Source organism: Photobacterium leiognathi (assembly GCF_030685535.1).
GTDB lineage: Bacteria > Pseudomonadota > Gammaproteobacteria > Enterobacterales > Vibrionaceae > Photobacterium > Photobacterium leiognathi.
In genome coordinates this window covers 2,467,864-2,490,926 of the sequence record NZ_CP131601.1, presented here as the reverse complement: position 1 = coordinate 2,490,926, position 23,063 = coordinate 2,467,864, and the positions used below count along the sequence as shown (strand labels likewise).

Here is a 23,063-nt window from a genome sequence, read left to right as displayed (position 1 = left end):
ATTGATTTAAATGAACACCGCTAATAAGTATTAACCTTGTTGTTATACAAATAGTATTAAAGATACAAATGGTTACATCAGTGTGAAGAGGGACAAAGCGGAAATAGAGAGCAGATTCCCCTTTAAAGTATTTCTCAATAAAGGGGAAAAGAAGGTTAACTTAGACCGATAATATTGCCGCTTTCATCGATATCTAAGCTCATAAATGCAGGTTTTTCAGGTAAACCTGGCATTGTCATTACATTGCCGCATAGCGCATAAATAAAGCCTGCGCTCGCGCAAAGTTTTAGTTCACGAATAGGAACCGTGAAACCTGTTGGTGCGCCTTTTATACTCGGATCGGTCGAGATAGAAAGCGGTGTTTTCGCCATACAGATAGCAAGATCATCGTAACCTTGAGCTTTAAATTGCGCGAGTTGTTGTTGGGCGAGTGGTGATAGCTCTACATGACTTGCTCCATAACCTGCTTCAGCAACAGTCATGATTTTTTCTTCTAGCGGCTGGCTAAGTTGATATAGAGGCGTGAAGTTCGCTTGATGCTGACAAGCTTTCACTACGCACTCAGCCAGTGCGATAGCACCTTCACCACCTTTGCCAAAGGCTTCGCTGATCGCAACATCAACATGAGTGGTAAAGGCAGCGTTATTGATCATAGTTTGCAGTAACTCAAGCTCTGCATCGGTGTCTTGTGGGAAACGATTAATCGCTACTACAACAGGCACACCATAATGTGCAGCATTATTAATATGCCATTTTAGATTGTCAAAACCCGCAATAAGGGCTGCGTTATCTTCGTCAAAGATAGCAGCAGGCAGTGCTTGACCTGGACGTAAATCATAAAGCCCCGAGTTGGCCTTTAGACCACGTAGTGTAGCAACCACCACTGCACAATCAGGGCCACGATTGGCTTGCTGCGCTTTAATATTACAAGCTTTTTCAAACCCCATATCAGAGCCAAACCCGCCTTCAGTGACAACAAAATCACTCAGTTTTAATGCGATCTTATCTGCGATGATCGAAGAATTACCGTGTGCAATGTTAGCAAAAGGGCCAGCATGGATAAGTGTTGGCACACCTTCTAATGTTTGCATTAGTGTTGGTTCAATGGCTTCACACATGGTAACAGCCATTGCACCAGCGACTTTTAGATCTTCAGTGGTTACGGGTTTTCCATCGAGATCATAAGCCACCACGATATGACCAATGCGTTGGCGCATATCATGTAAATTATCAGCAAGCGCGAGAATGGCCATCAACTCAGAAGCTGCAGTGATATCAAAGCCATCATGACGTTCTAAACCGTTAATGGTTTTACCTGGCTCGTTTTGACCAATAGTGATCATGCGTAATGCGCGATCGTTATGATCCATCACGCGTTTCCAGCAGATATTATTTATATCAATACGAAGAGCTGGTAAGCCTGTTTTGGCGGTGAATTCGTCATAACCTAAACGTGACTCATGGTACAAACGGGCATCTAAAGCTGCAGCTGCAAGGTTATGTGCAGCCGTTACCGCATGAATATCACCTGTTAAGTGTAGGTTGAGTTTTTCCATTGGTGCAACTTGGCTATAACCACCGCCAGCAGCGCCGCCTTTTACCCCAAAGACAGGGCCCATTGATGGTTGTCGGATACATGCCATGACTGAGCGATTAATCTTCGCTAAGCCTTGTGCTAAGCCAATGGTGGTCACTGTTTTGCCTTCACCAAGAGGAGTCGGCGTAATAGCGGTAACGACAACTAATTTACCTTCCGCTTTTTCTGCCAGTCTTTTTAGAATTGCAGGTTTAACTTTGGCTTTTAATGTTCCTTGCGGAGTGAGCTCTTGCTGTTGAATACCTGCTTGTTCAGCGATGTGTTCAATGGGCGTAAGTCGAGTGTCGCGGCAAATATCGATGTCGCTTTTCATATAGGCTTATTTCCTCACAGTAGAAACAATATGCTGGTTGCGTGAGTGCTCTATGAGTGGCTATAGATGCTAAATTTTATTGCTTTATTAGTCACGCAAACGTTTGCACTGCGTTTATATCACAATTTTATCATGGATAAACCTTATTTTATCGATATAAATCTTAATGGCTATGTTTGGAAATGATGTGATGTGTACTAGGTAATTATTCGTTAATAGGGCTAAGTAGTAGAAGAATGATGATGTTATCAACTTGGTTAACAGAGCGATGAAGTATATCGACGGGCTAAATGAAAGCAAATTTATGAAATTACCAAATAATGAAAACTCTGCTTTCATTATTGGTTGTGGGTTTCTTAGCCAATAACCTTTAAAGTTTAGGGATAATTTGATTTATATCAAAAATAATTAAAACGGTTTTAAAGGAAGCTATCAATGAAAGAGCCAATTACGACATTAAAACACACCGCCCCAATTTCTTTTGGCATCATGCTGCTATTTGTTTCATTTTTATTGGTTGTGTTACCACTGTCTCGTTAATACAGGCTTTTTGCTTGCTATTTAACTGATATTAAAAAGAAAAGAGCGATATATTTATACTGCAGGTATGAGTGTATCGCTCTTTTTATTTATCTCTTTAGACACAAATAAAAAGCGAGCACTTAGGCTCGCTTTTTTGATATCAATATAGTGATATACCAGTAGGGTTAGTACATCACTTTTTTACCATAGCTAGAAAGGATCTCTTTGATCGTTTCCATGGTTTCTTTCTTCGGTGGATTAACACCCTTTAGTGGGTAATCAAAGCCCATTGCTTCCCATTTGTGCTCACCTAGCTGGTGGTATGGTAGCAGCTCGACCTTCTCAATGTTGTCCATATCTTTAATGAACTCACCCAGTAGATGAGCAGAGCGCTCATCATCGGTGTAGCCCGGTACAACAACATAACGGATCCAGGTTTTTTGACCGCGTTGATGTAGGTAACGTGCGAAATCAAGTACACGCTTGTTTGGCACACCAACGAGGTTTTGGTGAATGCTGTCGTCCATTTGCTTAAGATCAAGCATTACCAGATCGGTCGCATTTAATACTTCGTCAATCACATCAGTGTGCTTACGAATATAACCGTTAGTATCAAGACAAGTATGGATACCTTCAGCTTGTGCGGCACGGAAAAAGTCACGTACAAATTCAGGTTGAAGCATTGCCTCACCACCTGATGCAGTCACACCACCGCCTGAAGAATTCATGAAGTGACGGTATGATTTCGCTTCATGCATTAGTTCATCAACCGTAGCTTCACGACCACCATGTGTATCCCATGTATCGCGGTTGTGACAGTACTGACAGCGCATTAAGCAGCCTTGTAGAAAAACAATAAAGCGGATACCCGGTCCATCGACGGTTCCACAAGACTCAAATGAGTGAATACGACCTGTTGCTGACATTGCTTACTTTCTCCGCGTGCTGCGTTCTATTTAGTTGTTATTTTATTACAAACTACAGGTCTATTGTAGCGAAATATCAGGATGAAAATCAGGGGTATTTGCCAATATTTATCGTGAATTTCTACATTTTAACGGCAGTTTTACATTGTTATTTTATGACTAGTAGTGAAAACGTTTAGTGGTAAATCAAAACGCCAAGAAGTGAAGAAAGGAACGGGAATAACGTAAACAACAGATATAAAAAAACCTACCATTAAGACCGGTTTTTATCAGAAAGCACGCTTTCTACATACTAAACTGTAAGCTCTAAATTATAGAGATGCAGTGAAAGTACGAGAGATAACGTCACGTTGCTGTTCTGGTGTTAGAGAGTTGAAACGCACTGCGTAACCCGATACACGGATAGTTAGCTGTGGGTATTTCTCTGGGTTCTTAACTGCGTCTTCAAGAGTTTCGCGGTTTAGAACGTTAACGTTTAGGTGTTGACCACCCTCGATACCAGCTTCGTGGTGGAAGTAACCATCCATTAGGCCAGCTAGGTTAGTTTCTTGAGTATCAAGATCTTTACCTAGTGCGTTCGGTACGATAGAGAATGTGTAAGAAATACCATCTTTAGCGTGAGCAAATGGTAGTTTACCTACAGATGTTAGAGATGCTACAGCACCTTTCTCATCACGACCGTGCATTGGGTTAGCACCTGGTGCGAAAGGAGCACCTGCACGACGACCGTCTGGCGTGTTACCAGTCTTCTTACCGTACACAACGTTAGATGTGATAGTTAGGATAGACTGAGTTGGGATCGCATCACGGTACATCTTGTGAGTACGGATCTTGTTCATGAAGCGCTCAACTAGGTCACAAGCGATGTCATCTACGCGAGCATCGTTGTTACCGAATTTAGGGTAGTCGCCTTCGATTTCGAAGTCGATTGCAATACCGTCTTCATCACGGATTGGTTTAACAGTTGCGTATTTGATTGCTGATAGTGAGTCAGCAGCAACAGAAAGACCAGCGATACCACAAGCCATTGTACGCTTAACGTCACGGTCATGTAGAGCCATTAGCGATGCTTCGTAGCTGTACTTGTCGTGAGAGTAGTGGATTGCGTTTAGTGCAGTCACGTACTGAGTTGCTAACCAGTCCATGAAGTGATCTAGGCGATCCATCACGTCTGTGTAGTCAAGAACTTCAGCAGTTACTGGATCAGTCTTAGGACCAACTTGCATCTTAAGCTTCTCATCAACACCACCGTTGATTGCGTAAAGCATAGTCTTAGCAAGGTTAGCACGAGCACCGAAGAACTGCATTTGCTTACCAACAACCATTGGCGATACACAACATGCGATTGCGTAGTCGTCAGAGTTCATGTCTGGACGCATTAGGTCGTCGTTTTCGTACTGGATAGAAGAAGTATCGATAGATACCTTCGCACAGAACTTCTTGAAGCCTACAGGTAGTTGCTCAGACCAAAGAACAGTGATGTTTGGCTCTGGAGAAGGACCCATAGTGTATAGGCTGTTTAGGAAACGGAAGTTAGTACGTGTAACTAGTGTACGACCGTCAAGACCCATACCACCCATTGATTCTGTTGCCCAGATTGGGTCGCCAGAGAATAGCTCATCGTACTCAGGAGTACGTAGGAAACGAACCATACGTAGCTTCATTACGAAGTGGTCGATCATTTCTTGAGCTTGAGCTTCAGTGATCTTACCAGCAGCGATATCACGCTCAACGAAGATGTCTAGGAAAGTCGAAGTACGACCTAGAGACATTGCAGCACCGTTTTGAGACTTAACAGCAGCTAGGTAGCCGAAGTAAGTCCACTGAATTGCTTCTTGTGCAGTTGTTGCAGGACCAGAGATATCACAACCATATTTAGCAGCCATCTCTTTGATTTGACCTAGAGCACGGTGCTGTTCGCAAATTTCTTCACGAAGTTGCATAGTCATCTGTAGATCTTCGCCTTTCTCAAAACGCTCTTGTAGAGAGTTGAATTGAGCTAGCTTGTCTTTCATTAGGTAATCAATACCGTATAGCGCTACGCGACGGTAGTCACCGATGATACGACCACGGCCGTAAGCATCTGGAAGACCAGTTAGAACGCCAGACTTACGACAGTTAAGGATATCTTTAGTGTAGATATCGAAAACGCCTTGGTTGTGAGTCTTACGAAGCTCTGAGTAGATTTTCTTGATAGTTGGGTCTAGTTCACGACCGTATACTTTACAAGAACCTTCGATCATACGGATACCACCGTTAGGGATCAAAGCACGCTTAAGAGGCGCGTCAGTTTGAAGACCTACGATAGTTTCAAGTTCTTTTTCGATGTAACCTGCATCGTGTGCAGTGATAGTAGATACAACGTCAGTATCGAAATCAACAGGTGCGTGAGTTGCGTTTTCCTGCTTGATACCTTCCATTACAGCGTCCCATAGTTTCGCTGTAGCTGGAGTTGCTTCTGTTTCTAGGAAAGAGCCGTCACCCTCGTAAGGAGTGTAGTTCTTTTGGATAAAGTCACGAACGTTTACTTCGTTCTGCCAATCACCAGCGGTGAAGCCTTCCCATGCAGTAAATTGCTCTGCCATTGTATACCTACCTATTACTATTCAGTAGAAAAAAATAAGTGTTATCGACGTTTGAACTTAGTGATGGCTATTGCCTTTAAGTTCAGGGCGACGATGAATAACCCAGTACGTTAGACCAACTAAGAAACCACCACCAATGATGTTACCAATAGTGACTGGAATTAAGTTGTTCATAACAAAATGATTTACAGTTAAATCTGCGAACTGTGAAGGGTTAACACCCGTCATAGCCCAAAATTCTGGCGATGCAAAGTTGTGGATTACGATACCCATAGGGATCATAAACATGTTTGCAATGCTGTGCTCAAAACCACATGCAACGAACATCGCAACAGGTAGTAGCATTACCATGATTTTATCTGTTGCACTACGGCAAGAGAATGTCATCCATGTTGCTAAACATACCATTAAGTTACATAGCATACCCAGTACAACTGCTTGACCGAAAGTATGGTGCAGTTTGTGCTGAGCGATTTTCATTGCCGTAATACCCCATTGGCCATTATCGCCAAGGTGTTGTTTTGCAATCCAAATACATACTACAAAGAATGATGCACCGATGAAGTTACCAATATAGACAACAACCCAGTTACGCAATAATTGACCAGTAGTAATACGATTACTTGCGCGAGCAACAGTGGTGAGAACAGAAGAGGTAAAAAGCTCGCCGCCGCAAATAACTACTAAGATTAAGCCAAGACTAAACGCTAATGCGCCTACAAATTTTGCCATGCCCCAAGGCATAGTACCCGCACCTGTTGTTACGGTTGTGTAGAACACGAACGCGATAGAGATAAATACACCAGCGGTGATCGCTAAGAAGAAAGATTGTAGCGGGTGCTTTGTTGCTTTGTATACGCCAACTTCTTCAGCTTTATGTGCCATTGCTGGTGGCATCAATGAGTCGAAAGGATTGTTTTCCATTTTCTCAGGTGCTCTTTGTGTGAGTGAAAGTGAGATTAAATTCGCTGAGTTGATAATACCAAAACTGATGAAACACAAATTTGACCTAGATCATTGCGGTGAAAATTTATAACAAAATCAGTCAAATTATGACATAGTTAAACTTTTTAACTTATTGAAAAATAACAATATAATTTTTTTGATAAAACTAAAAAAAATTTTAATGTAATTTTCTTACAGTTATTATTTTGCTTTGTAGTTAAAATAAATAACCATTAAAAAACAATGATTTAGTGTTTTTTGTTGTTTTTTTTAGCGTATATTGACCGCTAAAAATGGCTATGAAACTAAAAAAAATTTTAATTGTTACTTAAAAATGTGAATAACGCGTTTTATTGTAATTTTTACTTGTCGTTTTTGTTAAAAATCAAAAAAGTCGTGATATTTAACTAACAGTCTCAGATTCAAAACTATGCATTTTTGAGTCATTTTTATTATTGAGAAAAACATAGCAGAGTAAGGCAATAAAGCTAATTTTTATGCCCATGCATATTTATAGCTTTATTCTACGATCACGTTTGCTGCATTTTCATCAATTTCGCGTCAGGAAATTAAGCGTAAAATTAAATTCTGCTTAAAAAGTAACGGTTGGTTTTTTGCTCTGCGTGGAATGACTGAACATTCACTTCATCAAAAATGTAAAGATAAAACCCTCCTACTAAATTGTTGTGATTTTTTATGCTTCAAAACTGCGTAAATAGGCGATATTTGGTGCTGTATTTGTTATTTCAGTTAGGTTAATGGAATGTTGCAAAAAGTATTTTCAGGTGATACTTTCAAAAAAGATGATTTTTAATGAAATGTCATGCTCTGTTAAAGAATAGCTATTCGAGTCAGTGACAATTTCTATAAGACGGGAGTTTGCGCACATGAAGGATGACGTGGCGCTAGCAGTCAACGACCTGCATAAATCTTTTGGTGACAATGAAGTGCTAAAAGGCATTTCTCTTACTGCTCACCGTGGTGATGTAGTGTCGATTATTGGCTCATCAGGCTCAGGAAAGAGCACATTTCTACGCTGTATCAACTTATTAGAGACCCCAACGCAAGGCGATATCTGGGTTAACGGTGAATTGATAAAAATGCATCATAATAGCCGTGGTGAATTCCTTCCTGTTGACGAGAAACAAGTGCAACGTATTCGTTCCCGCTTAGCCATGGTATTTCAAGGCTTTAATCTGTGGTCGCACATGACAGTGCTACAAAATGTGATTGAAGCACCTGTGCATGTTCTAGGCGTACCGAAAGCAGAAGCGGTTGAAAAAGCCGAAGCCTTATTACAAAAAGTTGGCTTATTTGAACGTCGTTATTATTACCCAGCCCATTTATCTGGTGGTCAGCAGCAACGCGCTGCTATTGCGCGTGCGCTTGCGGTTGATCCGGAAGTAATGCTGTTTGATGAACCTACCTCAGCATTAGATCCAGAGCTTGTCGGTGAAGTGCTGGGTGTTATGCAAGATCTGGCACTAGAAGGGCGTACCATGTTGGTGGTAACTCACGAAATGGCGTTTGCTCGTGATGTGTCAAATCAAGTGATGTTCCTCCATCAAGGATTAGTAGAAGAGCAAGGTCACCCCGATAAACTATTTACTAATCCAGAATCTGAAAGATTGCAGCAATTTATTTCGTCTATTTACTAAACTTAGAGTTATCGATTAAGGCGTAGGGTGTTTGTCACTCTGCTTATAGATAACTGCGCTTTTAAGCGTGATGGTCATGGCGAGATAGCTCTGATCACTGAATATAAACAGGAGAAGCGATATGAAAAAATGGATTTTAGCCGCAGCATTGATCTCTGCGATGGGCGCATCATCAGTACAAGCTAAAGAGTGGAAAGAAGTGCGCTTTGGTATTGAAGGTGCTTATCCTCCATTTAGCTGGACTGAGCCAAACGGCGAACTAAAAGGCTTTGATGTTGATATGGCAAACGCACTTTGTGCGCAAATGCAGGTGAAATGTAAGATCGTAGCTCAAGATTGGGACGGTATTATTCCATCGCTTCTCGCTCGTAAATATGATGCGATCATCGCTGCAATGTCTATCACCGAAGAACGTAAGAAGAAAATTGATTTCACAGGCAAGTATGCGCTGATCCCAAATAAGTTTGTGGCAAAGAAAGGCACAGATTTAGACTTTACTAAAGAAGGTTTAAAAGGGGTGAAAATTGGTGTTCAACGTGCAACGACCCACGATAAATACTTAACTGATAACTTTGGTGATTCAGTTGAAATTGTACGTTATGGCTCATTTGATGATGCCTACCTTGATTTAAAAGCTGGTCGTATTGTTAGCGTGCTAGGTGATGCATCAGCATTGGAAGAAGGGTTGCTAAATAAAGACGGCGGTGAAGGCTTTGAATTTATTGGTCCATCACTGACAGATCCTAAATGGTTTGGTGAAGGCTTTGGTATTGCAGTACGTAAGCAAGATAAAGATCTGACCAAAAAGTTAGACGAAGCGATCCTAGCGTTACGTGAAAATGGTCAGTACCAAAAAATTGCAGAGAAGTACTTCAACTATGACGTTTACGGTCAGTAACTCGTAGCTGAATAAGAGCATGTGCTGTTGCTAACACTTTATAGGTGATGGTACGTGCTCGTTATTTTGAACAATGAAGGAGTATGCCGTTGTTCGATTTATATGGATATGGATGGTCTCTAGCCCAAGGCGCATGGATAACAATTCAAGTTGCACTGTTGTCACTATTGCTTGCTGCCACCTTGGGGATGTTAGGTGCATTAGCCAAGTTGTCGCCTTATCGCTGGGCGCGTGCGATTGCCACACTTTATACGACGGTGATCCGTGGTATTCCCGATCTTGTCTTGATGATGCTGATCTTCTTCGGCGGTCAAATGCTACTTAATGACAGCTTATATAACATTAATGAATGGCTGAATAACCATTTCACTCAGTCTGATCCAAACCATGAATGGACGAGTTATTTACCCGATTATATTGAGATCAGTCCGTTTGTTGCGGGTGTCTTAACCATAGGCTTTATCTTTGGTGCCTACATGGCAGAAACGTTCCGTGGCGCGATTTTAGCGGTAGATAAAGGCGAGCTTGAAGCGGGCAAAGCATATGGGATGAGCGGTTTTCTTTCGTTTCGTCGTATTTTATTACCACAGATGATCCGCCATGCTTTACCGGGCTTTGGTAATAATTGGTTGGTATTGCTGAAAACTACCGCCTTGGTCTCGATCATTGGTCTTGATGACATGGTGCGCAAAGGCGCATTAGCCGCAGGCACAACGCAAAAACCTTTTACCTTCTATTTTACCGTTGCGATTGTGTTCTTAATTTTTACCTCGATATCGACCTTGGCACTTAATTGGGCTGAGCGTAAATACAGTATTCCGACGAGGTAGTGATATGGACTTTACGATTTTTACTGAAAGCTGGCAGATCTACCTCGAAGGTTTTTACACCACAGTTTGGATGGTCGCAGTATCGTTATTGATTGGACTTGTGTGTGCTATTCCGATTGGCGTAATGCGCAATAGCGACAACAAATTTATCGCGTTTCTGGCTTGGGCATATATTTACTTCTTCCGTGGTACACCACTGTTGATCCAGCTTTACTTGATTTATTACGGTTTAAGCCAAGTTATCGAAGTGCAAGGCACATTGTGGCAAGAAGCATGGTTCTGTGCGTTAGTGGCTTTCATTTTAAATACCGCGGCATACACTGCTGAAATTATTCGCGGTTCAATTAACAGTATGCCACAAGGAGAAATAGAAGCGGCCAAAGCCTATGGCATGAGCCAACTTCAAGCTTTCCGCCGTATTATTTTGCCAAGTGCGTTACGCCGAGCGTTACCGACTTACAGCAACGAAGTGATCTTCATGGTACACGGCTCAGCGGTGGCGGGGATTGTTACTATTGTGGATTTAACCGGTGCTGCACGAATAGTGAACTCACGTTACTACGCACCGTTTGAATCCTTCTTGTTTGCTGGTTTATGTTACATGGTACTGACGTTTGCCATTATCTGGGGCTTTAAGAAGCTGGAAGCACGATACTTACGTCATTTACAGCCACTGACTGAAATAACAGATTAGTCTATCTTCGTCATTACTTGGGGGAGGAAGACAAAAAGCCCAGAGTTTAAGTTTCAAGGCTGGGCTTCTCTGTTATTGGTAATGTGTTTACACCGCCACATCATCATACAGATGAACGGATGTGAGTGCAGATACTTCATTAATGTACTGGCGAACACGAGCTGGGTATTGAACGCCTTTTGCGACCGTGAGATTACGTAGCATCGGGAATAGATGAATATCATCATAGCTTAGCTGATTATTACGTTCTGATGGCAATGTTAACCATTCCAATGTTTGCAGTGCGTTATTAGCAAGTTCAATGTAGTGCGCAGAATCTGCAAACGCTTGTTCAAAGCTGACTGACAGCATTGGCGCTTTTTTATCATGGAACCACGTTTTAGCTTCTTCCACTTGAAACTCTGGTAAGTCAATTTTCAGCCAGCGAGGGTAGAGTAAATAAGGCACACAATGGCGAGCCGCTTCTGCCCATTCTACTAATTCTTGTTGATGAACCTCAGGCGTCAGTACTGGGTTCGCATCGCTATTGTCGATGTATTTGACGATATCAAGGCTTTCAGCCATATAGCTACCGTCCGGCTTTTGGAGGATTGGCACCATGTTAGCACCCACTTTCTCGATACGTGCATCAATATCGTGGTTTTGTAGATAAACCAATTCAATATTGGCTTTTTTCAAGCCTGTGATCATCATGGCTTTGACGCAGAAAGGGCAATGGTCAAAAACGAATAACTTCATAGGTAGTCCCTTAGAGTGAAGTGAAATAGGTAGTAAAAAGGTGAGTAAATACTCACCTTTATTTTTATTTGAATGTTGACCAGATCGGCGCGTGATCCGATGGTTTTTCGATACCACGTAATTCATAGTCGATATCGGATTCTACACAGCGCTCAGCCAGAGATGGTGTCGCAAGGATCACGTCAATACGCAGACCACGGTTATCAACAAAACCTTTAGAGCGGTAATCGAACCATGAGAACTTATCGTCGACGCTTGGGTGTAGTTGACGGAAAGTATCAATAAAGCCCCAATCTAATAGGGTTTGTAACCACTCACGTTCAATCGGTTGGAATGAACATTTGCCTGTTTTTAGCCAGCGTTTTGCGTTAGCTGGGCCAATACCGATATCTAAATCGATAGGACTGATATTAATATCACCCATCACAATTAACTCTTCATCGTTAGTGTGGGCAGTATTTAAGTAGTTCATCAGATCCGCGTAGAATTTTTCTTTCGCAGGGAATTTTGTTTCATGGCTTACGTTATCCCCTTGTGGGAAGTAGCCATTCATCACAGTGAGATCCTTGCCGTTTTCTTGCTTGAAAGTTGCCATGATCATACGACGTTGGGCATCTTCATCATCGGTCGGAAAGCCTTTTTGTACACTGATTGGCTCTTGTTTACATAACATAGCTACGCCGTAGTGGGCTTTTTGACCGTGGAAGTAAACTTTGTAGCCCATCGCTTCAACATCCGCTAATGGGAATGCTTCATCATGAACTTTAATTTCTTGGAGACCAATGACGTCTGGTTGATGTTTTTCAATTAAGGCTTGTAATTGGTGAAGGCGAGCACGTAGCCCATTGATGTTGAAGGAGATAACTTTCATCATTTATTCCGATTTATGTCAGTTTTAAATTACGGATAAGCCAAGATACTAACATAGATGTTAAGCCGTAACAGAGCCTATTTATTTTAAATAAACGATGAGGTTAATCGATATTAAGCAAAGAATATTAGAGAAAAGAAGGCGACGAGAAAGATAAAGAGCCGCCTTCGGTAGGTATAAGTTATTTATAGCTAATTAGTTAAGCAACGATTTTAGGTTGACCGTCAGATGCAGTAACACCACCGTCAACAGGTAGGTTTACACCATTAACAAAGCTTGCATCACTACTTGCTAGGAAGCTCATTACGGCTGCAACTTCTTCAGGCTCTGCGGCACGACCTAATGGAATACGTTCGTTAAACTTATTACGAATATCTTCTGGTCAGCCATTGGTCATGTTAGTTTTCACTAAGCTTGGGCATACAGAGTTTACACGCACACCTTGTAGGCCAAAATCCAGTGCTAGAACACGAGTAAGGTTTACAATTGCGCCTTTAGATACGCAGTAATATGCAGCTCCCCAGTCAGCACCTAAGCCTGAAACAGAGGCGTTGTTAACAATACAGCCTTTGCTTTCAATAAGATGAGGCAAGGCATGTTTAGAGCAGTAAATCGCACCATTGATATTCACACTAGAGATTTTCTCCCAGTCTTGAATGCTGCCGTCTAAAATCGTACCTGGGATATGTACACCTGCATTGTTGATTAAGATATCAATCTTATGGAAGATCTTAATGGTTTGTTCGATAAGGTTCTTAACCTCTTCTTCATTAGATACGTCAGTTTTTACGCACAGTGTTTTTTCTGCGATAAGCTCACTCTGTACTTTATCTAATGCGTCTTGGTAAAGATCTGCTAAAACAACAATGGCACCTTCGGAAGCAAAACGATGTGCTGCCGCCTTACCCATACCGTTACCAGCACCTGTGATAATCACCACTTTTCCTTCGAATCTGTTCATGATCGGCCTTTATGTCATACAAATTATGCGCGCATGATAGAGCGCTGATGATAGTAGATTTGTGATCTCTATCACTAATATTTAGGCAATGTTAAGAACAAATGAATAACGGAATGATTTGCGAGGAATTAAGAAATAATTATTCATAACCCATTCACATATTGAAGGGTATTTGCTGTGTCAAATAAATAAACCATCGTTTTATTTATTAATAAGAGAATTAATTTTTTGCTCTTAGCTGACATTTAATGATTAAAAATCAATATATTAGTTTTTAGTTAAGCTGCTATCTCAGGCTTAAAAAATAGGTAATGATAAAAAGAGATAAAAAATACAAGCTTTAGTTGTATTGGGTCTCTTATCAGGTCTATGCTGGATGAGTGCGAAATACTACAACATATTGTTTTAAATAGTATTCGGATGAAGATTACGCAGTAATAGTGTTATTACTGTTAGATACTAAGGAGAATGTAATGTCTATAATCACTTGGATTATTGTTGGTCTTATCGCTGGTGCGCTAGCTAAATGGTTGATGCCTGGAAATGATGGTGGCGGTTGGCTTGCTACATGTGGTTTAGGTATTGCGGGTTCTTTCGCTGGTGGTTTCCTTGGTTCTCTACTGGGTATTGGTGCATCAGGTTTTGTTGGCACAATCGTTGTTGCTACAGTAGGTGCACTAGTACTGCTATTTATCTATAACCGTTTCATTCGCTAGTTTCTCTTTATTTACAAGCGAATAGCGTAAAATCGAGTATAAAAATGAGAGCCTAGCGTGTTTCACGTTAGGCTTTTTGTATATTTGTAGCTAAATGGTTGATCACCATTGGTTGTATTGATGTTTGCTTTTCTATGATTTCCTTTTTCCAAGGCGCAAGAGGGCTTGGCAATGGAAGTGTTGTTAATTGCTTGGTGTACTCTAATAGCTCTGGATTTTGATAATCTTGTTGATTGATCAAGCTATCACAGTAACCGAGTATGGCCTCACTACACTGTGGATAGTCATGCAAAATGGTCTTATATAATGCGCCAGCTCTTTTGGGATCGTCAGATAGATTGATCTTCGCCGTTTCTAAGTGACTGACCAGTAGTCGAATATTTTCAATGATCAGCTGTTTTTCTTTTAGCTGACTTAAGCGATATTGACTATGACCATCAAGCTCTGAACGAGTCATAAGGACTTGGTATATTTCCCCAATTAAGCGTGTTTCACCAAAGCTGATCAGCATAGGTAGTGCATCTATCATGACAATGGACGGTGCTTGATGCATCACACCAAAAAAAGGTTTAAGCCCTTGAAATAGGCGTCTTTTCGCTTTGGTGATTTGTTGTTCGGTATAGTTAATTCTAGCCATCACCACATTAGCGAAAGCATCGAGCAGATAACGTTGTGTTTCCTGTAATCGCTGCGTAGCAAATTGATGGATCTGTTTGATTTCATTTTGTAGTCGATAGCTATGCTGAGTTGATAGTTGGTTCGTGTAGATTTGCTCAAAAATAGCGGTGTATTCAGCAAAGTGTATTAACCACAGATTATCAATGATTGGAAGATGGGTTGAGAGTGTCTTTCCAGCTTGTAGAAAGATCTCTATTTCGTTCATATCAGCAGCAAGCTGGGCAACGAGTAAGGCACGATGTGGGATCGTTGGCGTAAGCATAAGTCCTTGCTGGGCAATACTTAACGCGCTTTCAAATTGCTTATTTTGTTGATAGAGACGCGCTAATTCATCATAGGCGTTGACACATAAAGGTACTTGCTTGATCAACAATTGCAGCTGTCTTACTGCTTCTTTGATACCACCTTGTTTGGCTGCGAGTTGAGCTTCGATTAAAGCAAGCTTGTGGTGTTGAGATCGTTGCTTAAAAAGCGTGAGTAATTGTTCTGCTTGTTGCCATTGTTTCTGTTCCATTAAAAGTTCAAGTAACAGAATCTCAATATGAAGGTTATGACCTTGCTCTCGTAATAATTGGCGGCAAAGTTGGATCGCTTGCTCTGTATTGTTTTGATCTAAGGCGTCATAAATAGGCTTTCTTTGTAAGCAAACGTGATAAACGTTTCTAATTCTCTGCTTTAGCGTGCCGACATTAATGGGTTTCGTAAGGAAGCAATCAGGATCAATGCCCATTGTGGTTGAAATAACCTCGGGTGAGCGATCGCCAGAGAAAAAAATCACACCGCAATTTGAGGTAATGATATTTTTCTTACGCAGCAAGGTGAGCAGTTCACCACCATTGATGTTTTGATTTAGGTGAAAATCAAATAAAACAATATCGTAACGATGATTCTGACACAGTTGAATGGCTTGTTGGTAGCAAGTGGCGATATCAATGGATTTAATCGCTGTTTTTTCTAAAACACTTTTAACTAATTGCGCACACGAAAGTTGATCATCAACGATGAGCACTTTTATGTTGTTCCACTTATCCTGCTCTATTTCCGTGAAACTCAAAGCCATAACCTATCCATAGTGTTGTTATTACTGAATTTATTGTAATCAATATGACTTATTGTGCTTATTGATAACAATAAACAAAAGTAACGGCATAACACGATTATAGCAATTATTTTGCTATTAATTTTTGAAGGATTTTTATGGATAAGGTGAGCGGGATAAATATTAGATATAAAAAACCAGCAGCCGAGGCTACTGGTTTGAATGATGGTGGTGGGGGAAGGATTCGAACCTTCGAAGGCAGTGCTGGCAGATTTACAATCTGCTCCCTTTAGTCACTCGGGAACCCCACCACGGGGTGTTGCTTATTGTTTGGCTTTCGCCAGAAAAGATGTCAGTGGCGACAGCTTTTCAAAATAAATGGTGGTGGGGGAAGGATTCGAACCTTCGAAGGCAGTGCTGGCAGATTTACAATCTGCTCCCTTTGACCACTCGGGAACCCCACCACAGGGTATTGCTCATTGTTTGGCTTTCGCCAGAAAAGATGTCAGTGGCGACAGCTTTTCAAAATAGATGGTGGTGGGGGAAGGATTCGAACCTTCGAAGGCAGTGCTCGCAGATTTACAATCTGCTCCCTTTGGCCACTCGGGAACCCCACCACAGGGTATTGCTCATTGTTTGGCTTTCGCCAGAAAAGATGTCAGTGGCGACAGCTTTTCAAAATAGATGGTGGTGGGGGAAGGATTCGAACCTTCGAAGGCAGTGTCAGCAGATTTACAATCTGCTCCCTTTGGCCACTCGGGAACCCCACCACGGGGTATTGCTATTGTTTGGCTTTCGCCAGAAAAGATGTCAGTGGCGACAGCTTCTCGAAATAGATGGTGGTGGGGGAAGGATTCGAACCTTCGAAGGCAGTGCTAGCAGATTTACAATCTGCTCCCTTTAGTCACTCGGGAACCCCACCACAAGTGCGGGGCGCATAATAGCAAACATTCCGATCCTGTAAAGACTTTTCTTATAAATATTGTGTGTTTGGCTGAATTTTCATCATATTACGAATTCTTGCTTAAATTTACATTTCTTGACGTTGTTAAAAGCAAGATTCAGATATTATTGCGGCAGGATTTTTTACGGTGTTTTGACAATGAAAAAAATGGTCGTGGCAGTCGTGGTTGCTGCAGTGTTATCTGGTGGTTACTTCTACTTTCAGGGAACGTCTCATGCAGCGCAAGAAAGTAAAGGAGCGCGTTCGAGTCGTGTCGTTAGTGTAACGACGGGAACGGTATCTTCTGTGAGTATCGCTCAATCTCTTTCTTTAACCGGTAAATTACAAGCGGAGCACTCTGTCAACATTGCAGCGGAAGCATCAGCACAAATTACAAAAATTAATGTAGAGCCAAATCAGCTGGTTGAGAAAGGAGCTGCGCTGATCCAACTTGATAATGAAAAAGCCAAAGCGGCTTACGATGAAGCTCTAGCCTATTTCAATGACGAACAACGTAAATTAAATGAATTTAAGCGCTTAGTTAAACGTGGTGCGATCACGCAAACTGAAATCGATGCGCAAACCGCGAGTGTCAATATTGCTCAAGCCCGCTTGAAAGCAGCCCGTGCTGAATTAAACGATCATGTTATTAAAGCCCCTTTTAACGGCACGGTAGGTTTATTCGATTTTAGTCAGGGTCATCGAGTAGCTGAAGGTGCAGAACTACTGACATTTGACGATCTGTCTTCGATGAAATTAGATATTCAGGTGCCAGAGCAATATTTATCTCACCTTGCGGTAGGTATGAAAGTGACCGCAACCAGTCAAGCATGGCCTGATCGCGTGTTTAATGGTGAAGTACAAGCGATTGATTCTCGGGTTCAAACTGATTCTTTAAATATCAAAGTCCGTGTGGTGTTTGATAATAAAGATAATGCGTTAAAGCCGGGTATGTTACTGGCGGCTGATATTGGTTTTATTCCTCGTCCTCAAGCGGTGATCCCTGTTCAAGCGATTGAATACTCAGGTACTAAGCGTTTTATCTACCTTGTTGATGATAAAGAGAAGGTACACCGTACCGAGGTTCAATTAGGTGCTCGTATTGATAATGCCGTAGTGATCAACAAAGGTGCCGATATTGGCGATCGCATTGTGGTGCAAGGCTTAGTGAATATGCGTGATGGCATTAAAGTTTCTGATATTACGCCAAAGCAAAGCGCACAACAGGGAGTGGATAGCTGATGTGGTTATCTGATGTTTCGGTAAAACGCCCGGTTGTTGCGATTGTACTGAGCTTATTACTTTGTGTGTTTGGTGTAGTGTCTTTCTCCAAATTGGCTATTCGTGAAATGCCAGATGTAGAAAGCCCTGTGGTGACGGTGATGACCACCTATCCAGGTACCTCTGCGACGGTAATGGAAAGCCAAGTGACGAACCCGATTGAAGATGAATTATCGGGGATCAGCGGGATCGACAATATCACCTCAATCACACGCAATGGTATGTCTCGGATCTCGATTGAATTTTCGATGGATTGGGATCTGACCGAAGGTGTTAGTGATGTCCGTGATGCGGTCGCTCGTGCTCAGCGTCGTTTACCTGATGATGCTAACGATCCTGTGGTATCGAAAGATAACGGCTCGGGTGAGCCTGCGGTTTATATCAATCTGTCTTCGTCTGAAATGGATCGTACTCAGCTAACGGATTACGCCCAACGTGTGCTTGAAGATCGCTTTAGTTTGATCAACGGCGTCAGTTCGGTGAGCTTGAGTGGCGGCCTTTATAAGGTGATGTACGTTAAGCTCAAACCTGAATTAATGGTGGGTCGAGGCGTTACCACCAAAGACATTATTGATGCGCTGCGTGATGAAAACGTTGAATTACCAGGCGGTGAAGTACGTAACGATCAAACCGTGATGGCAGTTAGGACTGCGCGTTTATACCGTGATGCTAACGATTTTAAATACTTGGTTGTACGCACAACAGAAAATGGCACACCGATCTACTTAAAAGATGTCGCTGATGTTGCCGTTGGTGCGGAGAATGAAAACTCAACCTTTAAGAGTAACGGTGTTGTTAACCTGAGTTTAGGCATTGTCACCATGTCGGATGCTAATCCCTTAGAGGTGGCAAACGATGTTCGTGCTGAAGTTGCGAGAATGCAGAAGTTCTTGCCTGCGGGTACCTCTCTAACTGTGGATTACGATGCAACGGTGTTTATTGAACGCTCAATTAGCGAAGTGTACAGCACTTTATTAGTGACTGGTGCCTTGGTTATTTTGGTGCTGTATGTCTTTATTGGGCAAGCCCGTGCGACCTTAATTCCTGCGGTTACGGTTCCAGTATCGTTAATATCCGCTTTTATTACCGCATATTTCTTTGGCTTTTCAATCAACCTATTGACGTTAATGGCGCTGATTTTGGCGATTGGTTTGGTGGTCGATGATGCCATTGTGGTAGTAGAGAATATTTTCCATCACATGCAGCGTGGTGAATCTCCTTTGCTTGCAGCCTACAAAGGGACTCGTGAAGTTGGCTTTGCGGTGATTGCAACGACTGCGGTATTGGTGATGGTATTCTTGCCGATCTCCTTTATGGAAGGCATGGTAGGGCGTTTATTTACTGAGTTCTCTGTACTACTTGCGATGGCAGTGATTTTCTCATCATTGATTGCGTTAACGTTAACGCCAGTGATGGGCAGTAAGATCCTAAAAGCCAATGTAAAACCGACGCGTTTTAACCTTTGGGTGAACCGCCAGTTTGATAAGCTAGAGAATGTTTATCGTCGAGGCGTCACCGTTGCTGTTAAACAACGTTTTATCGCACCTGTTGTTGTCTTGGCGTGCATTGGCGCAAGTGTTGGTTTAATGAAAGTAATCCCAGCCCAATTGGCGCCACAAGAAGATCGCGGGGTGTTATTTGCTTTTGTGAAAGGCGCAGAAGGCACCAGTTATAACCGTATGATCGGCAATATGGATGAAGTGGAAAGCCGTTTGTTGCCAATGCTAGGTAAAGGTGTACTGAAATCTGTCAGTATTCAATCTCCTGCGTTTGGTGGTCGTGCTGGCGATCAAACTGGCTTTGTGATCATGCAGTTAGAAGATTGGCAAGATCGCTCTGTGTCGGCACAACAAGCATTGGGGATGGTAAGCAAGGCATTAACGGGTATTCCTGATGTACGTGTAATTCCAATTATGCCGGGCTTTAGAGGCGGTTCATCGGAAGCGGTGCAATTTGTGTTAGGTGGTTCTGATTACCAAGAGCTTTATAAATGGGCATCGGAGCTTAAACACATTGCAGAAGATAGCCCAATGATGGAAGGTGTGGATCTCGATTATGCCGAAACCACACCAGAGCTCATGGTGAATATTGATCGCCAACGAGCAGCAGATTTAGGGATTCCTGTTTCAGATATTGCAGAAACGCTGGAAGTGATGCTGGGCGGTCGTAGTGAAACTACCTTTGTTGAACGTGGTGAAGAATATGATGTTTACCTACGTGGTGACGAAAATCGCTTTAATAGCTCAGCCGATTTAAGCCAGATTTATCTAAGGGCGAAAAATGGTCAGCTAGTTACGTTAGATACCGTGGCTTCGATTGATGAAGTGGCTTCAGCGCAAAAACTGAGTCATAACCAAAAGCAGAAATCGATCACTTTAAAAGCAAATTTGTCGGCAGGTTATACCTTAGGTGAAGCGTTAGATTTCTTAGATCAACAAGCGATTGAAAAACTGCCATCAGATATCACGATTAACTATGCTTGTGAGTCGAAAGATTTCAGAGAAAACCAAAGCAGCATTGCCTTGGTGTTTGGTTTGGCATTGCTGGTGGCTTACTTGGTATTGGCGGCACAGTTTGAAAGCTTTGTGAATCCATTGGTAGTGATGCTAACGGTTCCAATGGGGATCTTTGGTGGCTTGGCTGGTTTGTGGTTAATGGGTCAAGGGCTCAATATTTACAGCCAGATTGGTATGATCATGTTGATTGGTATGGTAACCAAGAACGGTATTTTGATCGTCGAATTTGCTAACCAATTGCGTGACAAAGGCGTTGAGTTTGAACAAGCGATCGTTGATGCATCTGTTCGACGTTTACGCCCAATTCTGATGACGGCATTTACCACCTTGTTTGGTGCTATTCCGTTGATCATCTCAACCGGTGCTGGCGCAGAAAGTCGTATTTCTGTAGGTACTGTGGTGTTTTTTGGTATGGCGTTCGCGACCTTGGTGACCTTGTTTGTGATTCCGGCTATGTATCGTTTAATGGCGGGTAATACCAAATCACCGGGTTATGTTGAAAGCTTATTAGAAAAAGAGCTGCAGCATGATTATATCGGTCGTATGAGTCACGGTGATCTGCCTAAGCAAGATCATTAAACCACAAACACAAACTTGAAAGACTAAAGGCGGTAGGGAAACTTATCGCCTTTTCTTTTGGTTTTTCGTTGGTCTTTTTATGGCTTGCAAGGTACTGCGACTACCTCTTTACTGAGCAATCAGTTAAACTTCAGCCTAGATAACAATCGAGTAATTAAACTGCCATAAGGAAGTTTATTACCCTGATCGTCCTAAAGCCCTTTATAGAAGAAAACCATGTCACAGAATCCAACGCAAGAGCAGAGCCCACAAGGGGTTCGACTAAATAAATTCATTAGTGATACAGGCTATTGCTCACGCCGTGAGGCGGACAAGCTGATTGATCAGGGACGCGTCACTATTAATGGTAAAAAGCCAGAGATGGGCGTACGTGTAACAGACCGCGATGATGTGCTTATTGATGATAAGCCATTGCGTAGCAAAGAGCGTCCAATTTACATTGCGCTAAATAAGCCAACAGGGATCACCTGTACTACTGAGCGTCATATCGAAGGTAATATCGTTGATTTTATTGGTCACCGTAAGCGTATTTTCCCGATTGGTCGTTTAGATAAGCCTTCTGATGGTCTGATTTTCTTAACTAACGATGGTGATATCGTTAATAAGATCTTACGTGCAGGTAACTCTCATGAAAAAGAATACGTTGTACGTGTTGATAAAGTGATCACTCCTGAGTTCTTAGAGAAAATGGCATCAGGTGTTGAGATCTTAGATACAGTTACTCTGCCTTGTAAGGTAACCAAAGAAACGAACTTTTCTTTCCGTATTGTACTGACGCAAGGTTTGAACCGTCAGATCCGTCGTATGTGTGAAGCGCTGGGTTATGAAGTTTACAAGCTTCGCCGTGTGCGTATCATGAACATCACGATTGATGGTCTACCAAACGGCAAGTGGCGTTACTTAACTGATGATGAAATTGCGGAAATTCATCGTTTAATTTCTCAATCAAGCGGTACGGAAGAAGCATCAAAAGTTGATGGTGAAGGTCGTAAGATTGAAAAAGCTACCGATGCAAAGCTGTATGATCATCGCCAACAAGAAGCACGTAACGAAAAACGCGCACAAGAAAAGAAATTTAAAACCTACAGTGGTACTGGTGAATTTACTCGCCGCCCGGGTGGTCAGCGTCAAAACCGTCGTAACGAAGAGGGTGGTGAAGGTCGTCAACAACGTGGTCAACGTAATAGCCAAGATCGCAACGGCAATGAGCGTAATGGTCAAGGTCGTAATGACAATCGTCGTCAAGATTCTCGCCCTTCACGTAATACAGGTCGTGATTCAAAACCAAGCTTTGGCGGTAAAAGTACGGGTATTAAGAAGTGGAAATCTAAGAAAGAAGATTAAGACTTTTTAAATGAAAATAGCGCCCTTTAGTTTCTTATACGCTCTCAATAAGAGTGAATAGCTGAAAGGGCGTTTTTGTTTGTACGTGATTCGATGCGCGATAAGGAAGTAGCATGAAAATTGTAGCAGTAACGGCTTGTCCAACGGGGATCGCTCATACTTATATGGCAGCAGATGCACTAAATAAAACAGCGCATAAAATGGGGATTCAGATCCAAGTTGAAACCCAAGGCGCAATGGGCATCGAAGATCAGTTAACTATGCAAGACATTGCCAAAGCGGATTTAACTTTGATTGCTTCAGATATTGAAGTGGAGCAACGTAGCCGCTTTACAGGCAGTAAGATCCACTGTGTGACCATTGAAGAAGTGTTGATTGATCCAGAAGCGGTACTTAAACGCTGCCAGCAATTAATTTCCCGATAGCAGG

The 23,063-nt window shown here is 42.1% G+C and carries 16 protein-coding genes, 5 tRNA genes and 1 pseudogene; 9 read left to right on the top strand and 13 right to left on the bottom strand.

Annotated elements, in window-relative coordinates; genetic code table 11:
* Positions 1-155: 155 nt before the first annotated feature.
* The 4 genes from Q7674_RS18310 to focA all read right to left on the bottom strand — a co-directional run bounded on the left by Q7674_RS18310 (position 156) and on the right by focA (position 6,867).
* Positions 156-1,910 (bottom strand): formate--tetrahydrofolate ligase, encoded by a 1,755-nt coding sequence (locus Q7674_RS18310; protein WP_305423052.1) that lies wholly within the window; start codon positions 1,908-1,910, stop codon positions 156-158.
* A gap of 707 nt (positions 1,911-2,617) precedes the next feature.
* The gene (gene pflA / locus Q7674_RS18305; protein ID WP_045063643.1) at positions 2,618-3,358 is read right to left on the bottom strand and encodes a pyruvate formate lyase 1-activating protein; all 741 of its coding nucleotides are present in this window, start codon (positions 3,356-3,358) and stop codon (positions 2,618-2,620) included.
* 311 nt (positions 3,359-3,669) lie between these two features.
* Positions 3,670-5,943, bottom strand: a complete 2,274-nt coding sequence (gene pflB / locus Q7674_RS18300) for a formate C-acetyltransferase (protein WP_023931448.1) — start codon at positions 5,941-5,943, stop codon at positions 3,670-3,672.
* Positions 5,944-6,000: 57 nt separating this feature from the next.
* Positions 6,001-6,867, bottom strand: coding sequence for a formate transporter FocA (gene focA, locus Q7674_RS18295; RefSeq protein ID WP_008987711.1), 867 nt, complete (start codon positions 6,865-6,867; stop codon positions 6,001-6,003).
* A gap of 908 nt (positions 6,868-7,775) precedes the next feature.
* Here focA and Q7674_RS18290 point away from each other — a divergent pair.
* The 4 genes from Q7674_RS18290 to Q7674_RS18275 all read left to right on the top strand — a co-directional run bounded on the left by Q7674_RS18290 (position 7,776) and on the right by Q7674_RS18275 (position 10,968).
* Positions 7,776-8,546 carry an ABC transporter ATP-binding protein gene (locus tag Q7674_RS18290; protein ID WP_045063645.1) on the top strand — a complete coding sequence of 257 codons (771 nt, stop codon included), beginning with the start codon at positions 7,776-7,778 and terminating at the stop codon, positions 8,544-8,546.
* Positions 8,547-8,667: 121 nt separating this feature from the next.
* Positions 8,668-9,444, top strand: coding sequence for an ABC transporter substrate-binding protein (locus tag Q7674_RS18285; protein WP_023931452.1), 777 nt, complete (start codon positions 8,668-8,670; stop codon positions 9,442-9,444).
* Between the two features lie 89 nt (positions 9,445-9,533).
* A complete protein-coding gene (locus Q7674_RS18280) occupies positions 9,534-10,274 on the top strand; it encodes an ABC transporter permease (RefSeq protein WP_023931453.1) in 741 nt (246 codons plus the stop codon).
* A gap of 4 nt (positions 10,275-10,278) precedes the next feature.
* Positions 10,279-10,968, top strand: coding sequence for an ABC transporter permease (locus Q7674_RS18275; RefSeq protein WP_305423049.1), 690 nt, complete (start codon positions 10,279-10,281; stop codon positions 10,966-10,968).
* 87 nt (positions 10,969-11,055) lie between these two features.
* Here the strand turns inward: Q7674_RS18275 and grxB are convergent, their stop codons facing one another.
* From grxB to budC, 3 genes and pseudogenes are all read right to left on the bottom strand, one after another.
* Positions 11,056-11,706 carry a glutaredoxin 2 gene (gene grxB / locus Q7674_RS18270; RefSeq protein ID WP_023931455.1) on the bottom strand — a complete coding sequence of 217 codons (651 nt, stop codon included), beginning with the start codon at positions 11,704-11,706 and terminating at the stop codon, positions 11,056-11,058.
* A 64-nt stretch (positions 11,707-11,770) separates the two neighbouring features.
* Positions 11,771-12,577 (bottom strand): exodeoxyribonuclease III, encoded by an 807-nt coding sequence (xthA, locus tag Q7674_RS18265; protein ID WP_023931456.1) that lies wholly within the window; start codon positions 12,575-12,577, stop codon positions 11,771-11,773.
* Between the two features lie 199 nt (positions 12,578-12,776).
* Positions 12,777-13,538: pseudogene (budC, locus tag Q7674_RS18260) on the bottom strand (meso-2,3-butanediol dehydrogenase).
* Positions 13,539-14,011: 473 nt separating this feature from the next.
* Here budC and Q7674_RS18255 point away from each other — a divergent pair.
* Complete coding sequence (locus Q7674_RS18255) at positions 14,012-14,254, top strand: GlsB/YeaQ/YmgE family stress response membrane protein (protein ID WP_008987703.1); 243 nt, start codon at positions 14,012-14,014, stop codon at positions 14,252-14,254.
* Positions 14,255-14,321: 67 nt separating this feature from the next.
* On the opposite strand, the gene Q7674_RS18250 is transcribed toward Q7674_RS18255, so the two are convergent.
* From Q7674_RS18250 to Q7674_RS18225, 6 genes are all read right to left on the bottom strand, one after another.
* On the bottom strand, positions 14,322-15,992 hold the full coding sequence (locus Q7674_RS18250) for a response regulator (RefSeq protein WP_045063648.1): 1,671 nt from the start codon (positions 15,990-15,992) through the stop codon (positions 14,322-14,324).
* A gap of 205 nt (positions 15,993-16,197) precedes the next feature.
* Positions 16,198-16,282, bottom strand: a tRNA-Tyr gene (locus Q7674_RS18245).
* A 68-nt stretch (positions 16,283-16,350) separates the two neighbouring features.
* A tRNA-Tyr gene (locus tag Q7674_RS18240) sits at positions 16,351-16,435 on the bottom strand.
* Between the two features lie 68 nt (positions 16,436-16,503).
* Positions 16,504-16,588: transfer RNA gene (locus Q7674_RS18235), tRNA-Tyr, on the bottom strand.
* Positions 16,589-16,656: 68 nt separating this feature from the next.
* A tRNA-Tyr gene (locus Q7674_RS18230) sits at positions 16,657-16,741 on the bottom strand.
* A gap of 67 nt (positions 16,742-16,808) precedes the next feature.
* Positions 16,809-16,893 (bottom strand) — tRNA-Tyr (locus tag Q7674_RS18225).
* A 180-nt stretch (positions 16,894-17,073) separates the two neighbouring features.
* Between Q7674_RS18225 and Q7674_RS18220 the strand changes: the two genes are divergently transcribed.
* From Q7674_RS18220 to Q7674_RS18205, 4 genes are all read left to right on the top strand, one after another.
* Positions 17,074-18,156, top strand: a complete 1,083-nt coding sequence (locus Q7674_RS18220; protein ID WP_045063650.1) for an efflux RND transporter periplasmic adaptor subunit — start codon at positions 17,074-17,076, stop codon at positions 18,154-18,156.
* Positions 18,156-21,290 (top strand): multidrug efflux RND transporter permease subunit, encoded by a 3,135-nt coding sequence (locus Q7674_RS18215; protein WP_305423046.1) that lies wholly within the window; start codon positions 18,156-18,158, stop codon positions 21,288-21,290. Before Q7674_RS18220 ends, Q7674_RS18215 begins: the two co-directional genes overlap by 1 nt.
* 216 nt (positions 21,291-21,506) lie before the next feature.
* Positions 21,507-22,634 (top strand): 23S rRNA pseudouridine(2604) synthase RluF, encoded by a 1,128-nt coding sequence (gene rluF / locus Q7674_RS18210; protein ID WP_045063653.1) that lies wholly within the window; start codon positions 21,507-21,509, stop codon positions 22,632-22,634.
* 113 nt (positions 22,635-22,747) lie between these two features.
* Positions 22,748-23,059 carry a PTS fructose transporter subunit IIB gene (locus Q7674_RS18205; protein ID WP_045063654.1) on the top strand — a complete coding sequence of 104 codons (312 nt, stop codon included), beginning with the start codon at positions 22,748-22,750 and terminating at the stop codon, positions 23,057-23,059.
* Positions 23,060-23,063 lie beyond the last annotated feature (4 nt).

What these genes read in the sequence shown, in the direction of transcription:
- xthA (WP_023931456.1), bottom strand. Translation starts at nt 12,577, where the DNA reads ATGAAAGTTATCTCCTTCAACATCAATGGGCTACGTGCTCGCCTTCAC.
- Q7674_RS18205 (WP_045063654.1), top strand. Translation starts at nt 22,748, where the DNA reads ATGAAAATTGTAGCAGTAACGGCTTGTCCAACGGGGATCGCTCATACT.
- Q7674_RS18250 (WP_045063648.1), bottom strand. Translation starts at nt 15,992, where the DNA reads ATGGCTTTGAGTTTCACGGAAATAGAGCAGGATAAGTGGAACAACATA.
- Q7674_RS18290 (WP_045063645.1), top strand. Translation starts at nt 7,776, where the DNA reads ATGAAGGATGACGTGGCGCTAGCAGTCAACGACCTGCATAAATCTTTT.
- rluF (WP_045063653.1), top strand. Translation starts at nt 21,507, where the DNA reads ATGTCACAGAATCCAACGCAAGAGCAGAGCCCACAAGGGGTTCGACTA.
- grxB (WP_023931455.1), bottom strand. Translation starts at nt 11,706, where the DNA reads ATGAAGTTATTCGTTTTTGACCATTGCCCTTTCTGCGTCAAAGCCATG.
- Q7674_RS18255 (WP_008987703.1), top strand. Translation starts at nt 14,012, where the DNA reads ATGTCTATAATCACTTGGATTATTGTTGGTCTTATCGCTGGTGCGCTA.
- focA (WP_008987711.1), bottom strand. Translation starts at nt 6,867, where the DNA reads ATGGAAAACAATCCTTTCGACTCATTGATGCCACCAGCAATGGCACAT.
- Q7674_RS18215 (WP_305423046.1), top strand. Translation starts at nt 18,156, where the DNA reads ATGTGGTTATCTGATGTTTCGGTAAAACGCCCGGTTGTTGCGATTGTA.
- pflB (WP_023931448.1), bottom strand. Translation starts at nt 5,943, where the DNA reads ATGGCAGAGCAATTTACTGCATGGGAAGGCTTCACCGCTGGTGATTGG.
- Q7674_RS18275 (WP_305423049.1), top strand. Translation starts at nt 10,279, where the DNA reads ATGGACTTTACGATTTTTACTGAAAGCTGGCAGATCTACCTCGAAGGT.
- Q7674_RS18285 (WP_023931452.1), top strand. Translation starts at nt 8,668, where the DNA reads ATGAAAAAATGGATTTTAGCCGCAGCATTGATCTCTGCGATGGGCGCA.
- Q7674_RS18220 (WP_045063650.1), top strand. Translation starts at nt 17,074, where the DNA reads ATGAAAAAAATGGTCGTGGCAGTCGTGGTTGCTGCAGTGTTATCTGGT.
- Q7674_RS18310 (WP_305423052.1), bottom strand. Translation starts at nt 1,910, where the DNA reads ATGAAAAGCGACATCGATATTTGCCGCGACACTCGACTTACGCCCATT.
- pflA (WP_045063643.1), bottom strand. Translation starts at nt 3,358, where the DNA reads ATGTCAGCAACAGGTCGTATTCACTCATTTGAGTCTTGTGGAACCGTC.